The 18,652-nt window shown below is 61.0% G+C and carries 16 protein-coding genes and 1 riboswitch; of the genes, 3 read left to right on the forward strand and 13 right to left on the reverse strand.

Annotated features, from left to right (window positions below):
• Window positions 1-271: 271 nt before the first annotated feature.
• The 10 genes from J2Y86_RS24865 to J2Y86_RS24910 all read right to left on the reverse strand — a co-directional run bounded on the left by J2Y86_RS24865 (window position 272) and on the right by J2Y86_RS24910 (window position 12,694).
• Entirely contained in the window at window positions 272-964 is a 693-nt protein-coding gene (locus tag J2Y86_RS24865) for a pseudouridine synthase (protein ID WP_253437679.1), read from the reverse strand.
• A 57-nt stretch (window positions 965-1,021) separates the two neighbouring features.
• Window positions 1,022-1,216 (reverse strand): cysteine-rich CWC family protein, encoded by a 195-nt coding sequence (locus J2Y86_RS24870; protein WP_253437682.1) that lies wholly within the window; start codon window positions 1,214-1,216, stop codon window positions 1,022-1,024.
• A 6-nt stretch (window positions 1,217-1,222) separates the two neighbouring features.
• Window positions 1,223-2,710, reverse strand: a complete 1,488-nt coding sequence (locus tag J2Y86_RS24875) for a sensor domain-containing diguanylate cyclase (RefSeq protein WP_253437684.1) — start codon at window positions 2,708-2,710, stop codon at window positions 1,223-1,225.
• Between the two features lie 191 nt (window positions 2,711-2,901).
• Complete coding sequence (gene atzF / locus J2Y86_RS24880; protein ID WP_253437688.1) at window positions 2,902-4,674, reverse strand: allophanate hydrolase; 1,773 nt, start codon at window positions 4,672-4,674, stop codon at window positions 2,902-2,904.
• Between the two features lie 26 nt (window positions 4,675-4,700).
• Entirely contained in the window at window positions 4,701-8,342 is a 3,642-nt protein-coding gene (gene uca / locus J2Y86_RS24885) for an urea carboxylase (protein ID WP_253437691.1), read from the reverse strand.
• A 277-nt stretch (window positions 8,343-8,619) separates the two neighbouring features.
• A complete protein-coding gene (locus tag J2Y86_RS24890; RefSeq protein WP_253437694.1) occupies window positions 8,620-9,261 on the reverse strand; it encodes an urea amidolyase associated protein UAAP2 in 642 nt (213 codons plus the stop codon).
• Window positions 9,262-9,272: 11 nt separating this feature from the next.
• On the reverse strand, window positions 9,273-9,998 hold the full coding sequence (locus J2Y86_RS24895; RefSeq protein ID WP_253437698.1) for an urea amidolyase associated protein UAAP1: 726 nt from the start codon (window positions 9,996-9,998) through the stop codon (window positions 9,273-9,275).
• Window positions 9,999-10,010: 12 nt separating this feature from the next.
• Window positions 10,011-10,799: an ABC transporter ATP-binding protein gene (locus J2Y86_RS24900; RefSeq protein WP_253437701.1), complete on the reverse strand. Its 789-nt coding sequence runs from the start codon at window positions 10,797-10,799 to the stop codon at window positions 10,011-10,013.
• Window positions 10,796-11,611: an ABC transporter permease gene (locus J2Y86_RS24905; protein WP_253437704.1), complete on the reverse strand. Its 816-nt coding sequence runs from the start codon at window positions 11,609-11,611 to the stop codon at window positions 10,796-10,798. Before J2Y86_RS24905 ends, J2Y86_RS24900 begins: the two co-directional genes overlap by 4 nt.
• Before the next feature lie 15 nt (window positions 11,612-11,626).
• Complete coding sequence (locus tag J2Y86_RS24910; RefSeq protein ID WP_253437707.1) at window positions 11,627-12,694, reverse strand: putative urea ABC transporter substrate-binding protein; 1,068 nt, start codon at window positions 12,692-12,694, stop codon at window positions 11,627-11,629.
• 62 nt (window positions 12,695-12,756) lie between these two features.
• Window positions 12,757-12,857, reverse strand: a riboswitch (guanidine-I (ykkC/yxkD leader).
• Window positions 12,858-13,134: 277 nt separating this feature from the next.
• Between J2Y86_RS24910 and J2Y86_RS24915 the strand changes: the two genes are divergently transcribed.
• Both J2Y86_RS24915 and J2Y86_RS24920 read left to right on the forward strand, forming a co-directional pair.
• On the forward strand, window positions 13,135-13,377 hold the full coding sequence (locus J2Y86_RS24915) for a hypothetical protein (RefSeq protein WP_253437710.1): 243 nt from the start codon (window positions 13,135-13,137) through the stop codon (window positions 13,375-13,377).
• Window positions 13,378-13,544: 167 nt separating this feature from the next.
• Window positions 13,545-14,000 (forward strand): hypothetical protein, encoded by a 456-nt coding sequence (locus J2Y86_RS24920; protein WP_253437713.1) that lies wholly within the window; start codon window positions 13,545-13,547, stop codon window positions 13,998-14,000.
• Window positions 14,001-14,063: 63 nt separating this feature from the next.
• On the opposite strand, the gene J2Y86_RS24925 is transcribed toward J2Y86_RS24920, so the two are convergent.
• A complete protein-coding gene (locus tag J2Y86_RS24925; protein ID WP_253437716.1) occupies window positions 14,064-15,167 on the reverse strand; it encodes an enoyl-CoA hydratase/isomerase family protein in 1,104 nt (367 codons plus the stop codon).
• Between the two features lie 132 nt (window positions 15,168-15,299).
• Here J2Y86_RS24925 and ung point away from each other — a divergent pair, with 132 nt between their 5' ends.
• Complete coding sequence (gene ung, locus J2Y86_RS24930) at window positions 15,300-15,992, forward strand: uracil-DNA glycosylase (RefSeq protein WP_010462292.1); 693 nt, start codon at window positions 15,300-15,302, stop codon at window positions 15,990-15,992.
• Between the two features lie 109 nt (window positions 15,993-16,101).
• On the opposite strand, the gene J2Y86_RS24935 is transcribed toward ung, so the two are convergent.
• Both J2Y86_RS24935 and J2Y86_RS24940 read right to left on the reverse strand, forming a co-directional pair.
• A complete protein-coding gene (locus J2Y86_RS24935) occupies window positions 16,102-17,145 on the reverse strand; it encodes an AbrB family transcriptional regulator (RefSeq protein ID WP_253437718.1) in 1,044 nt (347 codons plus the stop codon).
• Window positions 17,138-18,652, reverse strand: coding sequence for a tripartite tricarboxylate transporter permease (locus J2Y86_RS24940; protein WP_253437722.1), 1,515 nt, complete (start codon window positions 18,650-18,652; stop codon window positions 17,138-17,140). Before J2Y86_RS24940 ends, J2Y86_RS24935 begins: the two co-directional genes overlap by 8 nt.

An 18,652-nucleotide genomic window follows, 5' to 3' on the forward strand; every position in this document is an offset into this window, starting at 1 on the left:
TGCACGAGCTTTGTGACAGGTAGGCATACGCCTGGAATTTGAGAGGCCCATGTCGATCCGTTAAAGCAGGTCGACGGGTATTATTATTGGCGGGCAGTCTGCCGGTGCAACGCGGAACCTGAGGGTTCTCTAACCGACAAAAAGTTTCTTAGAAGTATGTTGTGACTCGTCAGTCACATTTCGGCTGACGACCTGATTCAAGCAGGGGAGAGGGGATCGCGCAAGTGCCATTGGTAAATTGTTCGACAACTTCTGCTGAGCGGTAGGCTGCTTAGATCAAATGGATCTCTTCGGTGCGCAACGGTCGGTACTCGCCCGGTTTTAGCGCGTTATCGAGCACCAGCGGACCCATGGATTCGCGGTGCAGGCGCAGCACTTTGTTGTCGAAGTGGCCGAACATCCGTTTCACCTGGTGATAACGACCTTCGACGATGCTCAATCGCGCCGAGGTCGGCCCGAGCACGATCAGCTTGGCCGGTTGGGTGGTGAGGTCTTCGAAGGCGAAGTACAACCCCTCGGTGAATTTCAGCGCGTATTCGGGGCCGATCTCCTGTTCAGTCTCGACGTAATAGACCTTGGGCAGTTTGGTCTGCGGTTGGGTCAGGCGTCGCGACCAGCTGCCGTCGTTGGTGATCAGCATCAGGCCAGTGGTGTTGAAATCCAGGCGGCCGGCGATGTGCAGGTCTTCCTTGTCCGGCTCGTGGATCAGGTCGAGGACGGTCGGGTGCTCCGGGTCGCGGGTGGCGCTGACGCAACCGGGCGGCTTGTGCAGCATGAAGTAGCGGGCGGGTTTGCCGACTTGCAGGACTTCTTCATCGACTTCGACACGGCTGAACTCCAGCACCTCGGTGTGCGGGTCGCTGACGATTTTTCCGTCGACCCGCACGCGCTTTTCCACCAGCAACAGGCGAACCTGCTGACGGTTGAAGCGAGGCAGGTTGCTGAGGAAACGGTCAACGCGCATGGAGTGAGATCGGTAGGAAAAGGGCCGCGCATCTTACGCGATCGGCCGGGCCGCTGCTTACAACTGCGACTCGACCTGCGCGCAACGTGGGCACAGGCAGGATTTGTCACGCAGCTCGGCAGGCAGCGCTTCGAGCACCGCCGGGTCGATGCTGACGCCGTAGCACCAGCAGGGCCGATCGGCGGTTCGAGGGTCGGCCAGGCTGCAGTCATTGGAGGCGCCGCAGGCCGGGCAGAATTCAGGTTTGTTCATGTAGGGCTATGCATAACTGGTGTGGGACATTTCCGCGCAGGTTCGGTTACGGCCGGATTGCTTGGCCCGATACATCGCATGATCGGCCCGGGAAAGCAGGGTGTGCAGGGTTTCATCCGGCTGCAGTGTGGTCAAGCCAATGCTGACGGTCAGTTGCAAGGCGTGACCGTTGTAGGCATAACGCTGGTGCTCGACGTGGTGGCGAATTTTCTCGGCGATCATCAGACCGGTCTCACCGTCCGTGTCCTTGAGCAGCACGATGAACTCTTCACCACCCCAGCGACACACGATGTCGGAATGACGCAAACAACTCTCGAGGTCTCGTGCGAAACCGATCAGCACCTGATCGCCGGCGAGGTGACCGTAGGTGTCGTTCAAGACTTTGAAGTGGTCCAGGTCCAGCAGCAACGCGGTCAGCGGTTTCGGTTCACGTTGGGCTTCGTGCATGGCTTGCGCGGCCAGCAAGTCGAAGCCGCGACGGTTCGGCAGTTCGGTGAGGCTGTCCAGCGTCGCCTGCGCCTGGATCTTGCCCTGATAGCGCTTGATCACGCGGTTGAGCAGCATCAGCACGATCAGCGTAACGAGCAGGCAGATCAGCAGGTTGAGGTACAGCGACTGACGGATTTCACTCAGGGCGCCGTCTTCGCGTTTGTCGACGAACAGGTACCAGTTCAGTTCCGGAATGAACCGCACGTTGAGGAAATGTCCCTGACCCTGGACGGAATATTCGTAGCTGCCGCTGTGGGGTTTGGGCAGTTGGCTGACGAGGCTCTTCATGCTGTCGAGTTCGCCAAGGGTTTGCCCGACTCGCGAACCTTGCGGGCCGCCATCGGCACCGGTGAGCACCAGCCGACCGAAGTTGTCGACGAAATACACGCTGCGCTGGTAGCGCTGTTGATACTTGTCGATCAGCTTGATTACCGCATCCACCGTCAGGCCGACGCCCGCCGCACCGATGAAACGGTTGTTGTAGTCGTAGACCTTGTAGTTGATGAAGAAGGTCAGGTTGTCTTTGTTGGCAAGGTCCGGGTCGACGTTGATCTCGTAGGGATCGGCCATGTCCCGCACGCGGAAGTACCAGGCGTCGCGCGGTTCAGTGACTTTGACTTGCTTGAGCACGCCTTTGGCGTGGTAGTAAGTGAGCGTGCCGTTGGAGACGAAAAATGCGGTGTAGGCGCCGTAGTGGGTCATGACCTCGTTGAGGTAACGGGTCATCTGGTCGGGGTCTTTTTCGCCATTGACCACCCAGTCGCGCATGAAGGTGTCGCGGGACATCATCGAGGAAATCAGGATCGGTCTGACGAGGTCTTTCTGGATTTCCGAATAGACCGTGTCGGATGTCAGCGGCAGCTCGGTATTGACGATGTTGTCGCGGATCGAGGCGCGCGAGGCGTAGTAGCTGAGGAATGAAGTGGCGAGAAAACCCGCGCCCAGCAATGCGATTAGCGTGAGGACCAGCGAACGTTGCGAATACAGCGGCGAGTGAAGCGGCATGACGATTCCGTTGGCAGTGACCCGATGGCAAGCATTCTAGTGGGACTGCGGGGAAATAACTGCGTGATTTGTGGGGTGAATCGGTCGGGATCAGGTGCGATAGCGTCTGTGCGGACGCCATCGCGGGCAAGCCCGCTCCCACAAGGACTGCGCAAAACCTGTGGGAGCGGGCTTGCCCGCGAATCGTGAGATCAACCCCGATCTGTCAGATACGCCCGCCATCCACCCAGATGACTGATATTCACCGCACCTTCCAATCCATATGCCTCACAGATAAACCCGCTCTCCCAACGACCATCCGCCAATTGCACCTTGCCCAACCCCAGCGGCGCCGGAATCCCGGTCAGGAACGACCCCAGTTCACTGCTCGGCAATTCCCACACTTCCACCGCAATCGCCACACCGCCGTCCTTCACCCGAACCATCCCCGGACGAAACGGCGGACCGCCGGCCAACGCATACAGCTGATAGTCCGGCGAGCTGAACGTCGTCTCGACCAACGTCGCGCCGCGCCGCTTCAACTGCCAGTTCAACGCCAATCCATCCAGATGCGCACCGCACACCACCAACCGAGCGCGGTCATTGCGGGCGACTGCCGAAGGTGCAGGCGCCTCCGAACGACGCTGAAACGCATCCGCCACGCTCAGCAAATACTGATCGGTAAACGCCCGACCAAACAGCGTCACACCCCACGGCAAACCATTGCCCATGAACCCGCTTGGCACCGCGACGGCAGCGTAATCGAGCAGGTTCATGAAGTTGGTGTAGTAGCCCAGTTCCGAATTGCGCAGCACCGGCTCAGCCTCAAGTTCCGCCAACGTCACCGGGCGGCCGATGGTCGGGGTGACCACGCAATCCAGTTGTTCCAGCGCCTTGTCGCACAGGGCTTTCAAGGCTTGCAGCCGATACTGCGCGCGGAACGTTTGCACGCCGCTCACCGCTGGCGCCTTGGCCAGCACGGCGCGAATCACCGGCAACACCGCTTGAGGATTCTGCTCCATCAACTCACCGGCAACGCTGTAGCGCTCAGCCACCCACGGGCCTTCATAAAGCAAACGCGCGGCTTCGAGAAACGGCGACATATCCAGTTCCACAGCTTCACCGCCCAACGCCTTGAGCTGATCGATGGCGTCTCCAAACAACAGCGGACCTTCCGGGCAACCGAAAAACGCCAGGTCCTGCGCACGCGGCACACCAAAGCGGAACGGACGCGGCGTGCCAAACGCCGAGCCGTCATTCCACTGCGGGTTGGCGCGGCTGTACTCATCCCGCGGATCAAGGTGTGCGGTGAGCGCCAGCAACTGACTCGCCTCCCGCGCCGTCGCGGTAAACGTCGTGACGCAATCGAGCGTACGACAGGCCGGCACCACACCCGCCGTGGAGATCAACCCTTTGCTGGCTTTCATCCCCACCAGATTGTTCAGTGCCGCCGGCACGCGCCCGGAACCCGCCGTGTCCGTGCCCAACGAAAAACTCGCCACCCCCAGTGCCACTGCCAGCGAAGACCCGGCGCTGGAACCGCCCGACGGATACTCCGTCAACACGCTGTTCGGGCAGGCGCCATACGGCGAGCGGCTGCCGTTGAGCCCGGTGGCGAACTGATCAAGATTGGTCTTGCCCAGCGGGATCGCCCCCAGTGCCAGCAACTGCTCGACGATGGTCGCTGATTGCTGCGGTACATAGGCAAACGCCGGGCACGCTGCCGTGGTCGGAATGCCCGCCAGATCGATGTTGTCCTTGATCGCGAACGGCACGCCGTACAGCGGCAGGCTGTCGATGTCCCGACCGTCGAGCGCAGCGAAGTACGGTTCCAGTTCTTCGACACTGAGCAAGTGGATGAACAGGTGATAGTCCGGGTTCAGCGCCGCGGCTCTGTCGCGCAGACTCAGCAGCAATTGACGTGGCGTGATGTTGCCGACGCGGTAAGCACTGCGCAGGGCGTCGAGTTGCAGATTGATGGTCATGAAGTGAGTCCTTTTCCAAAATGGGTTCAGTCGAGTTCCAGCACCACGACGCGCTGTCCGGCACGCACCGCCGAACCCGGTTGCACGCGAATCTCGCGCACCACGCCGGCCATGGGCGCGAGCAGCGGAATTTCCATCTTCATCGACTCCAGAATCACCAGCACATCACCGGCCTGAACACGGCTGCCGGTCTCAACCTGAACCTGCCAGAGGTTGCCGGCGATGTGGCTGTCGACGCTCATTTCACCGCTGGCCAGCGCTGCGTCTGCGGTCGTTTCCGGGGCCGGTTCTTCACTGTCGAAATGCGCCTGACCGCTGGCGATCCAGCGTTCGCGCTCGGCGTTGAACGCGCCTTGTTGCTGCTCGCGAAACGCGGCGATGGTCTCGGCTTCTTTCGTCAGGAACGCCTGATAGTCCGCGAGGTTCAACTGGCTGTGTTCGATGTTCAGATCGAAGCGCCCGAGGGGGAAGTCCCGACGGATGCGCAGCAGTTCATCGGCGCTCACCGGGTAGAAGCGGATCTGGTCGAAGAAGCGCAGCAGCCACGGCTTGCCCTCGAACGCGGCGACTTCGCGGTAGCGGTTCCACATCTGTAACGTACGACCGACGAACTGATAACCGCCGGGGCCTTCCATGCCGTACACGCACATGTAGGCGCCACCGATGCCCACCGAATTCTCCGCAGTCCAGGTGCGGGCCGGGTTGTATTTGGTGGTCACCAGACGGTGTCTCGGGTCGAGCGGGGTGGCGACCGGTGCACCTAGATAAACGTCGCCCAGGCCCATCACCAGATAGCTGGCGTCGAACACCGTACGCTGCACTTCGTCGAGGTTCGGCAGGTCGTTGATGCGGCGGATGAACTCCAGATTACTCGGGCACCACGGCGCATCCTTGCGCACGGTGGTCATGTATTTCTCGATGGCCAACTGGCAAGCCGGGTCGTCCCAGGACAGCGGCAAGTGGACGATGCGCGAGGGAACTTGCAGGTCCCTGGTGGCGCACACCGCGTCCCATTCTCCGGCGACGATGCCGAGCAGATCGGTCAGTGGCAGCTGTTCGGGTTGGTAGTGCACTTGCAGCGAGCGGATGCCCGGGGTGAGGTCGATTACGCCGTGCAGGGTTTTGCTTTCCAGGGATTGCATGAGGGCGTGGGCGCGGAAGCGCAGGACCAGATCCAGTTCCGGTGCGCCGATTTCCAGCAGAAGATGCGTATCCCCCGACAGCCTCGCAACCAATCGCGTATCTCCCTGACCCAAATCCAAAACCACAGGCGACACAACCCCCTGTGGGAGCGGGCTTGCTCGCGAATGCGATTTGTCAGACACATCAATGCCGACTGACACGGCCCCTTCGCGAGCAAGCCCGCTCCCACAGGGGGGATTCCATTTCAGGGCGAGAGTGCGGGCGGTCTTGAGATCGACGGGGAGGAACTGGACTTTGTCACCAGCCTTGAGCTGCCCCAGCTGCCAAAGGTCCGCCTCGATCACCGTCACCGGGCACACAAACCCGCCCAGGCTCGGACCATCCGGGCCGAGGATCACCGGCATGTCCCCGGTGAAATCCACCGCGCCAATGGCATACGGATTGTCATGAATGTTCGACGGATGCAGCCCCGCTTCACCACCATCAGCGCGCACCCATTCCGGCTTCGGCCCGATCAACCGCACGCCGGTACGGCTGGAGTTGAAATGCACTTCCCACTGAGTCGCGAAGAAGGTGCCGATGTAGTTTTCGGTGAAGTATTCCGGTGCGCCGTGCGGGCCGTAGATCACCCGAATCTGACGCACGGCAGGCAAGTCGGTTATGTGGTCCAGTTGTTGACCGACGCCGCGATCGATCAAAGCAGGCACATGCAACACGTCCCCCGCCCGCAATGCCCGACCACCATGCCCACCAAACTGCCCCAGGGTGAAGGTACTTTTACTGCCCAGATAATCCGGCACTTGCAGCCCGCCACGCAGGCACAGATAACTGCGAGCGCCTGCACCGGCAATCGTCCCGAGGCTCAATGTGGCACCGGCGGGAATCAGCAGCGCCGTGTTCATCGCGACGGTTTCACCATTCAACGTCAGTGGAATCACCGCCCCGGTCACCGCCACTACGGCGTCGCAATTGAAGCGCAGCAACGGCCCGCTCATGGTGATTTCCAGCGCGGCGGCGCCTTCATCGTTACCCAGCAAAAGGTTGCCCAAACGCAACGCTCGACTGTCCATCGGCCCCGACGGCGGCACGCCCACGGCCCAGTATCCAAGTCGGCCGGGATAGTCCTGAACGCTGGTCTGTGTGCCGGCGCTGAGCACTTCGAACGTGTTGGCCTGATAGACCAGACCTTCGAGGCAACGGGTCCACGGCTGACCGCTGGCAAACGGTGTGTCGAGCAGAATCTGCCGCAGATAATCGCGGTTGGTTTCCACACCGTAGAGCAGGCTGTCGCCCAATCCCTGATGCAGATCGGCACGCGCTTCTTCGCGAGTCGGCGCCCAGCAGATGACCTTGGCGATCATCGGATCGAAGTACGGCGGAATCTCGCAACCGGCCTCGACCCAGGTGTCGATGCGCAGCTGTTGGCCATCGGCGACAGGGAAATTTACAGCGGTCAGCAATCCAGGGCTGGGCTGAAAATCACGACCCGGGTCTTCCGCATAAAGACGTGCCTGAATCGCATGGCCGTCGGCTTTCAAGCCTTGGTTCAACTCGCTCAACGGCGGCAAATCCCCGGCCGCCAGTTCCACCATCCAGCGCACCAGGTCCACACCCCAAACCTGCTCGGTGACGCCGTGCTCCACCTGCAAACGGGTGTTCACTTCGAGAAAATAGAAGCGCCTGGCGTCGCTGTCGAAGACGAACTCCACAGTACCGGCGCTGCGGTAATTCACGGCTTTGGCCAGTTTGATCGCGGCTGCACACAACTCTTCGGCCATGCCTTCGGGCAGGTTCGGCGCCGGGGTTTCTTCGAGGACTTTCTGGTTGCGGCGCTGCACCGAGCAGTCGCGCACGCCGAGGGCGATCACTTCACCACGACCGTCACCGAACACCTGAACTTCCAGGTGCCGCGCGCGCTGGATGTACTTCTCAATGAACACTCCTGCGTCACTGAAGTTGTTCTGGCCGAGACGTTTCACTGCTTCAAAGGATTCGCTCAGCTCGGCAGCGCTGCGGCACACGCGCATGCCGATGCCGCCACCGCCGGCGGTGCTTTTGAGCATCACCGGGTAACCGACTTGTTCACCGGCGATCAACGCCGCGTCGAGGCTGTCGAGCAACTCGGTGCCTTCGAGCATCGGCACGCCGTGTTGTTTGGCCAGTGCGCGCGCAGTGTGCTTGAGGCCGAACACGCGCAGTTGCTCTGGCGTCGGGCCGATGAAGGCGATGTCGGCGGCCTCACAGGCTTCGGCGAACGCGGCGTTTTCCGAGAGGAAACCGTAGCCGGGATGGATCGCCGTGGCGCCGGTGGCTTTGGCGATGGCGAGGATTTTGTCGACCGCCAGGTAGGTGTCGGCCGCCGCGCCTTCACCGAGGCTGTGGGCTTCATCGGCTTGCAGAATGTGCAGGCTCGCGGCATCGGCTTCGGAGTACACGGCGACGCCGTTGACGTGCAGTTCACGCAAGGTGCGCAGGATGCGGCAGGCAATCGCGCCACGGTTGGCAATCAGGACTTTTTCGAACATGGCATAGACCCCGGAGGGGATGCGGGCCGTCCCGCAGTTTTCGATAAGCGCCGGGGTCGTCCCCGACGGCAGAATCAATTCTCTGGCGAACAACACCGAACCTGTGGGAGCGGGCTTGCCCGCGATTGGGTCGGCACATTCAACAGTGATGTGTCTGACATACCGCCATCGCGGGCAAGCCCGCTCCCACAGGTTCAGTGGTGGTCGGGAGATTTCAGGCACTGCCCGGAACGGGCCTGGCACAGGGCAAACAACCATTTACGCAACCACGTCATTTTCAGTTCCATACCAATAACTCCGCAGGCGTAGGGTTGTAGGCATTGCACGGATTGTTCAGTTGCGGGCAGTTGGAAATGAGCACGATCACATCCATCTCCGCTCGCAGATCGACGTACTTGCCCGGCGCTGAAATCCCGTCTTCAAACGTCAGCCCGCCATCCGCGGTGACCGGTACGTTCATGAAGAAATTGATGTTCGGCCCGATGTCACCCTTGCCCAGTCGACCGTCGTGGACGCAGGCGCGCAGGTAGTTGTCGCGGCAGCTGTGCATGTAGCGTTTCTCCAGCGCGTAGCGCACGGTGTTGCTCTCTTGTGCGCAGGCCCCGCCGAGGGTGTCGTGGCGGCCGCAGGTGTCGGCGACGATGGTCAGCATCGGTTTGCCGAGGTTGGAATAGAGCACGCTGCCGGTGCTCAGGTAGACGCTGTTTTGCCGGCGCAAGGTGCGTTGCACGTCGTAGCGTTCTTTCGGGTTGGCGACGCTGTAGAACAAGGTATCGACGGCCTGGTTGCCTTCCAGATCGAGAATGCGCAAGGTCTGGCCAGCCTTGACTTCCATCAGCCAGGGTTCGCCGGCCGGGATGGTGGCGCGATAGACCGCCGTGTCTGGATGCTTTTGAGCGGTAGCGATTGCGAGTGACATGGCAGCGATCCTCAGGCGAACAGACGGTCGGTGTTGATAAAGCCGCGCTCGTTTTCCGGGCGCGAAGTGCGGCAGTGTTCGGCGACGCTGGCGTCGGCGTTCATCCAGCTCAACTTCAAGGATTTCGGTGCGTAGTCCGGCGACGGGTCCATCGGATGTTGCAGGGCGGTGAGCACCACCAGCGTGTCCATCGGCGCGTACAACTCGATGTAATCACCAGCCTTGGAATTGGCTTCGACGAAGTGGAAACGCCCGGCTTCATCGACGTTCACGCGGCTGAACAGGTTGAGCGTCATCAACAAGTCCGACAGGCCCAAACCCCACTTGCCGAGTTCCACCAACAGGTTGTCGGTGCCGTTGCGGAAGAAGCCGTTGCGCAGTTCCTGGTAGCGGCCCGCACCGTATTTTTCCGCGACTTCCTCAGCGCAGAGCACGCCGCCGAGGCTGTCGCTCCAGCCGCAGGTGTCGGCGGTGATTGCCGCCAGCACGCGACCCATGTCCGAGTAGAGGCAATGGCCGGTGGTGAGCTTGGCGGTGTGTTGGCACTTGAGGCTGTCGGGCAGGTTCAGGCGTTCGGTTTTTTCATTGGCGTTGAGCAGTGTCAGGCTGACGTTGGCGCCGCCACGCAGGTCGGTCAGGCGCAGCAGTTGGCCGCGTTTCAGGACGAACGAACGATGGCCGCCGCCGGGGAGCATTTCTTCGGCGAAGGGCGGAAACAGTTGGGTCGAATCATTCATGTTCAGATTCCTCTAAGCGATACGAAGCGTGCCTGCCAGCTCAGCCGGCAAGGCATCGACGGCGGCACGGGAGGCGCGGCGGTCGCTGTTCAAAGGGATGTCGTAGGTGATACGCGCGCCATAGGCACCGGGGGCGTGCGGGTCGACGCGAACCTTGTCGAACACCAGCAATCGCGTGCCGAGGCTGAAACCTTCGGACAGGTCGTGGGTGACCATGAATACCGTCAGTTGCGTCTCGCGCCACAGCTCCAGCAACAAGGCGTGCATGTCTTTGCGGATGCCCGGATCGAGGGCGCCGAACGGTTCGTCGAGCAGCAACACGCGGGGTTTCATGATCAGCGCCTGGGCGATGGCCAGCCGTTGTTGCATGCCACCGGAAAGCTGCGCCGGGAACTTGTCCAGCGAGTGGCCGAGGCCGACTTTGTGCAGCAGCACCGAGGCCTGTTCGCGTGCATCTTTTTTAGAGCTGCCGAACAACCGCCCAAGCAGCGGCGAACGCGGCAGTTCGAGGCCGAGGGCGACGTTGTCCAGTACCGTCAGGTGCGGGAACACCGAGTAGCGCTGGAACACCACGCCACGGCTTGAATCCGGCTCGCCGGCCAGGGCCTGGCCATCCAGCAGAATCTCGCCACGGCTGGCGCGCTCCTGACCGAGCAACAGCCGCAGAAAGGTCGATTTGCCGCAACCCGAGGCGCCGACCAAGGTGCAGAATTCACCTTCGTTGACGTTCAGGTTCAAGCCTTCGAGCACCACCTGATCGGCGTATTGCTGCCAGACGTTTTTTACCGTGATGAAGCTCATGTGCGGGCTCCTTCATACCAGGGGAAGGCACGCTGAGTCAGGCGCTTCAGGCCCCAATCCATCAGCCAGGCGAGCAGGGTGATCCACACCACGTACGGCAGAATCACGTCCATCGCCAGGTAACGACGCACGAGGAAAATCCGGTAGCCCAGGCCGTCGGTGGAAGCGATGGCCTCGGCGGCAATCAGGAACAACCACGCCGAGCCGAGCATCAGCCGCAGCGAGATCAGCAGGCGCGGCAGCAATTGCGGCAGCACCACGCGCAGCATCAACGTCCAGGTTGAAGCGCCGAGGGTCTGGGCCTTGATCAGCAACTCCACCGGAATTTCCCGGGCGCGCTGTTCCAGGTCCCGTGCCAGACACGGGGTGATGCCGATCACGATCAGCATCACTTTCGACAATTCCCCCAGCCCGAACACGATGAACAGGATCGGCAGGATCGCCAGCGGCGGCACCATCGACAGCACTGTCAGCAACGGCGACAACGGCGCGCCGAACAGTGGCAAAGTCCCGGCAGCAATGCCCAGGCACAGCCCGGCCAACGCACTGATGCCGAGGCCGATCGCGAGCCGACGCAGGCTGGATGCGGTGTCTTGCCAAAGCACGTATTCACCGGTGCGGCTGTCGGCGGTGAACGCCAGGCGCTTCACCGCATCGGTCATCTGCACGGCGCTCGGCAACAGTTTGTCGTTGGGGTTGTCCGTCAGCCGTTCGGCCGAGCCCATGAAGTAGGCGAACAGCACCAGGGCGAACGGCAGGATCACCAACAACAGGCAACTCGGGCGATCCGGGTGGCGATTGATCAGGCGCATGGCCAGGTCCTCTTCTTACAGCTTGGCGTCGGCGGCCATCTGCACGTAGCTCGGGTCGAAGCGCAGCTTGAGGTTGGTCTTGTCGCCGCTGGTCACACCATTGGCGAAGGCCATGCCGACGGCGCTGGTGTCCTTGGCGCCTTCTCCGAGCAAGCCGTGCTGGAAGGAAAACTCGGCGACCTTGCGCATTGTTTCCGGCAGCTGCTTGCTGGTGGAGAACGCCAGGGCTTCTTTGGGCGTGGCGAACAATTTGGTGGTGTCGAGTTGCGCCTGGAAACCTGCCAGGTCAGTGCCCGAGGCCTTGGCCATGTGTTCGAGGGCGGCTTTGCTGGCGGCGTTTTTCGCGTTCATCAACTCGACCACTTCGAACCATGCGCCGGTCAGCGCTTTGCCCAGGGCCGGGTTGTCTTTGAGGGTGGCGCTGTTGACCACCATCATGTCCATGATTTCGCCGGGGATCTGGCTGGAGTTGAAGACTTCGGTCACGCCCGGCTTGGCCTTGATGTCCGAAAGCATCGGGTTCCAGGTAGTGACAGCGTTGACCTGGTCAGTGTTGAAAGCCGCCGAGATATCGGCGTCGGAGGTGTTGACCACTTTCAGGTCTTTCTCGGTGAGGTTCACCGAATCCAGTGCCCGGGCCAGCAGGTAGTGGGAAACCGACAGTTCGACCAGATTGACGTCCATGCCCTTGAGGTCGGTGACTTTCTTTCCGTCGCCCTTGAGCACGATGCCGTCGTTGCCGTTGGAGAAATCGCTGACGATCAGCGCGGTGCTGTCGACGCCACCGGCCGCCGGAATGGTCAGCGCGTCCATGTTGGTCATGGTGCAGCCGTCGAACTGGCCGGCGGTGTATTGGTTGATGGATTCGACGTAATCGTTGAGCTGCACCACATCAATCTTGATGCCGTACTTCTTCGCCCATTTGTCGACGATGCCTTGGCTGCCGGCGTATTCCCAAGGCATCCAGCCGGCATAGATGGTCCAGCAGACGCTGAAGTGGTCTTTTTGCGCAGCCTGGGACGAGACGCTCACGAAGGCTGCGAACGCAGCGGCGAGCAGGGCGGGTAAACGAAGCTTGAGCATGGGTGGTTCTCCAGTTGATCAAGGGCGGGCAGGAGTCAACGCGGCACCGTAAACGGTGGCTTGTCTCCCGGGCTTTTGTCCCGCCGTGTAACCTCAACTGGAGGTCGCCAACTCTCGGACCAGCCACTCGCGTCAGCGAGCCGGAACCCTAGTCAGCCATTGCAAATTGTGGTGCCGCGAACCTGTGATGACTCCTGCACGGGTTTGTTAAAGCGAGAGCCGTGCCAAGTCGGCCGAAGCGCTCTGGGCCGAGGGATTGCCATTCGTTGGCAGGAGGGAAGGGCGGTTCGCTGCTTTGTGATGGTGCGTCCGTGCACTGAGATGTAGCGTGGCCGGCCGCTGATCCGAAGGTCGTGAATGCCCGGCACTCGCCGTTTAATTGCCAGTCAAAACAGGTGTCAGCCGGCCCGTATCGGCTGTGGGTCTTTCAGGAGGCCGCCATGTTCCGTCGACTGTTGCTGGGTGCTGTGCTCGGTATCGGGTTGTCCGGCTGTTATTACTACGCCGGCTCATACGATGTGTATTCCACGCCTTATTACTATCCCGGCTATGCCCCGTATTCCTACTATTACGGCCCGCGCTACTACTATGGCCCGCGCTTTTATGGCGGCTATCGCTACTACTATTGGGGCGGACATTCGCCCCGTCATTACGGCGGTGGATATCGCGGTGGCCACCACTAATCAGCACGTGAATAGATGAAAAACCTTTCATCGGCGAGATGTTTCAACTTGTTGCAAGACCGCACCAGATTTCGAAATCGATGTCTGATCTATCGACAGTCACCGAATAATTGACTGTCGCTCGCCAGCGTCGCTGGTGTGGCTCACTCGCGGTCCAGGAGGCCGCTATGTATCGCCGAATTCTTCTGATTGCTGTGCTGGGTTTGTCTATCGTTGCGTGCGTGCCCTATGCCGATGGAGGAGGCAGCTACTACAGTTCCGAGGTGTACACGTCCCCTGCGCCGTACTACTCCGGTGGCGGGCCTTACTACTCGAATGGCGGTTACTACACGTCGCAGCGCCGGTATTACTCACCGCCGGCACGCTATTACCAGCCGACACCGCGGTACTACCACCAGCCGCGGGTTTATCAACCGGCCCCGCGTTATTACCAGCCGTCGCCACGAGGCGACTACCGGGCTCATCAGAGTCGCGGCTGGGACGGTCATAGCCGTGGCGGTTGGGATGGCCGTAACCGTGGCAATTGGAACAACGACAATCGCGGCGGCCACGGTGGACGCGATAGCCGGGGCGGTCGGGGCGGCCATGATGGGCGCGGCGATGGACGAGGCAGTCACCGGTAACATGAGTTAAATGCAATGCCTGTGGGAGCGAGCTGGTTCGCTCCCACATTTCGTTTTGTGGCCTTACAAATCCGCCAGCGGATGCCGCCCCTCCCAAACCTTATGAAAATGCGCCTCCACCACCGCATCCGGCACATTATTGATGTCCGGCCAATGCCAGTGCGGTTTCTGATCCTTGTCGATCAATCGCGCCCGTACGCCTTCGCTGAATTCCGGATGACGGCAGCAGTTGAGGCTCAAGGTGTATTCCATCTGAAAAACCTGAGCCAGCGACATATGCCGGGCGCGGGCAATTTGTTCCCACACCAGATGAGCGGTCAGCGGTGAACCTTCACTCATTGTCCGCGCAGCACGGCTGAGTAGCAGGTCGGTGCTATCACGCTGTTGGCTGATGGCTTTCCAGGCGCATTCCACGTTACTGACGTCCAGCAGTTCATCGATCTGCTGACGACGTGGCAGCCATTGGGCTTCGGGCATCTGTGCGAGCGCTTCCTGCTGCAAGGCCTTGAGCAGACTGTTGAGCTGCATGGGCGTCTGTTCCTGCCAGTTCAATTGCAGCAGGCCTTCGATCAGCTCTCCCTGCTGTTCATCGAGCAGGAAACGGTCGGCCAGGTCCAGATCGATCGCATCCCGACCGTTCATGTGCGCACCGGTCAGGCCGAGGAACAAACCGAGCTTGCCGGGCAGGCGCGACAGAAACCAACTGGCGCCGACATCCGGGTACAAACCAATGCTGATTTCCGGCATCGCCAATCGGCTGCTCGGCGTGACGATGCGGATGTTTGCGCCCTGCAGCAGGCCCATGCCGCCTCCCAGCACATACCCGTGGCCCCAGCAGATCAACGGTTTTGGGTAGGTGTGCAGGCTGTAGTCCAGCCGGTATTCCGCCGCGAAGAAATGCGCGGCCAGCGGCGGTACTTCACCGGGATGTGCGCGACAGGCTTCCACCAGGCTGCGCACTTCGCCGCCGGCGCAAAAGGCCTTGGCACCTTTGCCGCGTAATAATACGCAGACGATTTGCGGCTCCTTGGCCCAGGCGTCCAATTGATCGCGCAAGGCGTTGATCATCGGCAAGGACAGGGCGTTCAGGGACTTTTCAGCATCCAGGCTGGCAACGCCGATGCGGGCGCCGTCGGTGCCGGTGAGTTCTTCGAAGTGCAGATTCATCGTGACCTCGATCGGGAATTTGAGCGTTCAGTATGATCGCAATGCAGGAAAGTGCCGGTTCTGCGACAGATCAATTGACAAGCGTGACGGGCTTTCCTAGGGTTCGCCCCATTGTTTTTGCCGGATGTAACCATGACTGCTGATGACCGTATCAAACTCGAACCGGGCTGGAAGGAGGCACTGCGTGCTGAGTTCGACCAGCCCTACATGGCAGAGTTGCGCAATTTCCTGCAACAGGAACGTGCGGCGGGCAAGGAAATCTATCCTCCGGGACCGATGATTTTCAATGCACTCAACTCGACGCCGCTGGACAAGGTCAAGGTCGTCATCCTCGGTCAGGACCCTTATCACGGCCCGGGCCAGGCCCATGGCTTGTGCTTCTCGGTGCAACCGGGCGTACCGGCGCCGCCGTCGCTGGTGAACATCTATAAAGAGTTGAAACGCGACCTGAACATCGACATTCCCAATCACGGCTACCTGCAGAGCTGGGCCGACCAGGGCGTGCTGATGCTCAATACCACCATGACCGTTGAGCGCGCCAATGCCAATGCGCACAAGGACAAGGGCTGGCAGTTTTTTACGGATCGGATCATTGAAGTGGTCAGTCAGCAGCAACCGCATCTGGTGTTCATGCTGTGGGGCGCGCATGCCCAGAGCAAGCAGAAACTGATCGATGCGACCAAGCATCTGGTGCTGACGTCGGTGCATCCGTCACCGCTGTCCGCTTATCGCGGTTTTCTTGGGTGCGGGCACTTCAGTCGGACCAACAAGTTTCTTGAGCAGAATGGCGAGACGCCGATTGAGTGGCGGTTACCGCCAGTCTAAAAGCTTCGCGGGCAAGCCTCGCTCCTACAGGATTTGAGTCGATCATGTAATCCACAAACGACACAAGTCCTGTAGGAGCGAGGCTTGCCCGCGAAAGGGGCGACTTGGTCTATCCGTCCGAATCCGGCACCCGATTCCAATACTTGAACAACGGCTCGGCCAGAAACAACACAAACAACAACCGCATCACCTGCATCGCCGTCACCAATGGCACCGACAATTGCAGGGTCTCCGCCGTCAGGCTCATCTCCGCAATCCCGCCGGGCATCATGCCCAGGGTCAGCGAACGCAAATCCAGGTGTGTCAGCGCACTCAACCCGAGTGCCGCCGCCGTGGCGATCAACATCGTCAGCACCGTTCCGATCAAGGTCCGCCCCATAAACGAAGGCGCCCGCCGGAAAAACTGCCGATTGAAGTGACAACCCAGGCCGCTGCCGATCAGCCATTGGCCAATCTGACTGCCCCCGTGGGGCAAGCCAATGTGCAAATCCCAACCAATGCTCACCGCCGCGCTCACCAGCAACGGCCCGAACAGCCACGGGTTGGGTTGACGAAGACGTTCCCAAAGCCAGGCTGCCAACGCGCCTGCCGGGAATAGAAGGGCCAGCCACCACCAGTTGACGGCCGTCGGATGAACGATTGGCGCGCCGTCGCCCAGCAAATACTTGAACGCCGCCGGCACACACAGCACCACCACCAGCACCCGCAGGCTTTGCCCGGCCGCTACGCGACTGAGCACGGCGCCATTGCGCGCGCCGAGGTTGACCATCTCGCCGGAGCCGCCGGGCATGCTGGAAAAGAACGCGGTGGCGCGATCCTCACCGGTGCGCCGCATCAACCAGACCCCGACGATGGCCGAGAGGCTGGTGACGAGCGCACCGAAGAAGATCAGACCGAAGTGGCTCAGCACCTGCTCCATCACCACCGGGGTGAAGTGCAGACCGATGCCGATGCCGACCACCCACTGGCCGCACTTGCGGCCGCCAGGGATTTCCGCCAATTGCCAGGGCGTCAGGCAGCGCACCAGGATGATTGCCAGCAACGAGCCGACCATCCACGGCAGCGGCCAGCCGACCAGGCTGGCCAGGTAACCGCCCAGCGCGCCGACCAGCGGCGTACCCCACCAGGCTTTGAAGGGTGTTCGATCAGACATCGGCGATAGCGCGACGAGCGACCGAGCGTTTGCGCCAGATCCGCAGGATCGGCACCAGCAGCATCACAGCGATCAACGCCCAGACGCCCATGGTGATCCCGCTCGACCAGAGAATCTCCAGCGAACCGTTGGAGATCGACAGGGCCCGGCGCAGATTCTGTTCCATCAAACCTCCGAGGATGAAGCCCAGCAGAACCGGCGACAACGGGAAGTCTAGCTTGCGCAGGATGTAGCCGAAGATGCCGATGCCAATCATCAGGAACAGATCGAAGGTGGTGGCATGCACCGCGAACACGCCGATGGCGGTAATGATCGCGATCATCGGCACCAGCGCCCAGTTCGGCACGGCAAGAATGCGGGTGAAGATGCGGATCATCGGAATGTTGAGGATCACCAGCATAATGTTGGCGACAAACAACGAAGCGATCAGGCCCCAGACGATGTCCGGTTGCTGTTGGAACAGCAGCGGGCCTGGCGTGATGTTGTACAGCGACAAGGCACCGATCATCACCGCCGTAGTGCCCGAACCGGGAACACCCAGCGTCAGCATCGGCACCAGCGCGCCGCAGGCTTCAGCACCGATGGCGGTTTCCGGAGCGGCCAGGCCACGCTTGTCGCCCTGTCCGAATTTTCCGCTCGGGCCAGCGATACGTTTCTCGGTCATGTAGGCCACGGCGCTGGCCAGTGTCGCGCCGGCACCAGGCAGCACGCCCATGATGAAACCCAGCACACCGCAACGCATGTTCACCCAGAACACCGAAGCGGCTTCCTTGAAGTTGAACATCATGCGGCCGGTGGCCTGGAACGCCTCCTGACCCCGGTGGGTTTTTTCCAGCAGCAACAGGATTTCGCTGATGGAGAACAGGCCCAGCACAAGCACCACAAACTGAATGCCGTCGGTGAGGTGGATGTTGTCCCCAGTAAAGCGGTAGACACCGCTGTTGGCGTCAATGCCGACGGTCGAGAGGAACAGACCGATCAACGCTGCGATGAAAGTCTTCAGTGGGCGATCACCCGCCATGCCGCCGAGACAGACAATCGCAAACACCATCAGGACGAAGTATTCCGCCGGACCGAAGGCAATCGCCCATTTAGCCAGGATCGGTGCGAAAACCACCATCCCGCAGGTCGCAATAAAGGCGCCGATGAACGAACTCCACGCCGACAGTGACAATGCAACGCCCGCCATGCCTTGTCGGGCCATCGGGTAGCCGTCGAGGGTGGTCATGACGGTGGACGCTTCGCCCGGAATGTTCAGCAGGATCGAACTGATCCGGCCGCCGTATTCGCAACCCAGGTATACCGCGGCCAGCAGGATCAACGCTGATTCTGGTGGCAGGCCGAGGGCGAACGCGATCGGGATCAGCAACGCCACGCCGTTGATCGGACCGAGGCCGGGCAACAGGCCGACGACGGTGCCGATCAGCGTGCCGCTGAGAGCGGTGACCAGGTTGTAAGGGGTCAGCGCGACGCCAAAGCCATGACTCAAATAACCAAGCGTATCCAT

This window comes from Pseudomonas migulae, assembly GCF_024169315.1.
Lineage (GTDB): Bacteria > Pseudomonadota > Gammaproteobacteria > Pseudomonadales > Pseudomonadaceae > Aquipseudomonas > Aquipseudomonas migulae_B.

Bases quoted from the DNA above. Each gene is read 5' to 3' on its own strand.
- J2Y86_RS24865 (WP_253437679.1), bottom strand. From the start codon at position 964: ATGCGCGTTGACCGTTTCCTCAGCAACCTGCCTCGCTTCAACCGTCAG.
- J2Y86_RS24870 (WP_253437682.1), bottom strand. From the start codon at position 1,216: ATGAACAAACCTGAATTCTGCCCGGCCTGCGGCGCCTCCAATGACTGC.
- J2Y86_RS24875 (WP_253437684.1), bottom strand. From the start codon at position 2,710: ATGCCGCTTCACTCGCCGCTGTATTCGCAACGTTCGCTGGTCCTCACG.
- atzF (WP_253437688.1), bottom strand. From the start codon at position 4,674: ATGACCATCAATCTGCAACTCGACGCCCTGCGCAGTGCTTACCGCGTC.
- uca (WP_253437691.1), bottom strand. From the start codon at position 8,342: ATGTTCGAAAAAGTCCTGATTGCCAACCGTGGCGCGATTGCCTGCCGC.
- J2Y86_RS24890 (WP_253437694.1), bottom strand. From the start codon at position 9,261: ATGTCACTCGCAATCGCTACCGCTCAAAAGCATCCAGACACGGCGGTC.
- J2Y86_RS24895 (WP_253437698.1), bottom strand. From the start codon at position 9,998: ATGAATGATTCGACCCAACTGTTTCCGCCCTTCGCCGAAGAAATGCTC.
- J2Y86_RS24900 (WP_253437701.1), bottom strand. From the start codon at position 10,799: ATGAGCTTCATCACGGTAAAAAACGTCTGGCAGCAATACGCCGATCAG.
- J2Y86_RS24905 (WP_253437704.1), bottom strand. From the start codon at position 11,611: ATGCGCCTGATCAATCGCCACCCGGATCGCCCGAGTTGCCTGTTGTTG.
- J2Y86_RS24910 (WP_253437707.1), bottom strand. From the start codon at position 12,694: ATGCTCAAGCTTCGTTTACCCGCCCTGCTCGCCGCTGCGTTCGCAGCC.
- J2Y86_RS24915 (WP_253437710.1), top strand. From the start codon at position 13,135: ATGTTCCGTCGACTGTTGCTGGGTGCTGTGCTCGGTATCGGGTTGTCC.
- J2Y86_RS24920 (WP_253437713.1), top strand. From the start codon at position 13,545: ATGTATCGCCGAATTCTTCTGATTGCTGTGCTGGGTTTGTCTATCGTT.
- J2Y86_RS24925 (WP_253437716.1), bottom strand. From the start codon at position 15,167: ATGAATCTGCACTTCGAAGAACTCACCGGCACCGACGGCGCCCGCATC.
- ung (WP_010462292.1), top strand. From the start codon at position 15,300: ATGACTGCTGATGACCGTATCAAACTCGAACCGGGCTGGAAGGAGGCA.
- J2Y86_RS24935 (WP_253437718.1), bottom strand. From the start codon at position 17,145: ATGTCTGATCGAACACCCTTCAAAGCCTGGTGGGGTACGCCGCTGGTC.
- J2Y86_RS24940 (WP_253437722.1), bottom strand. From the start codon at position 18,652: ATGGATACGCTTGGTTATTTGAGTCATGGCTTTGGCGTCGCGCTGACC.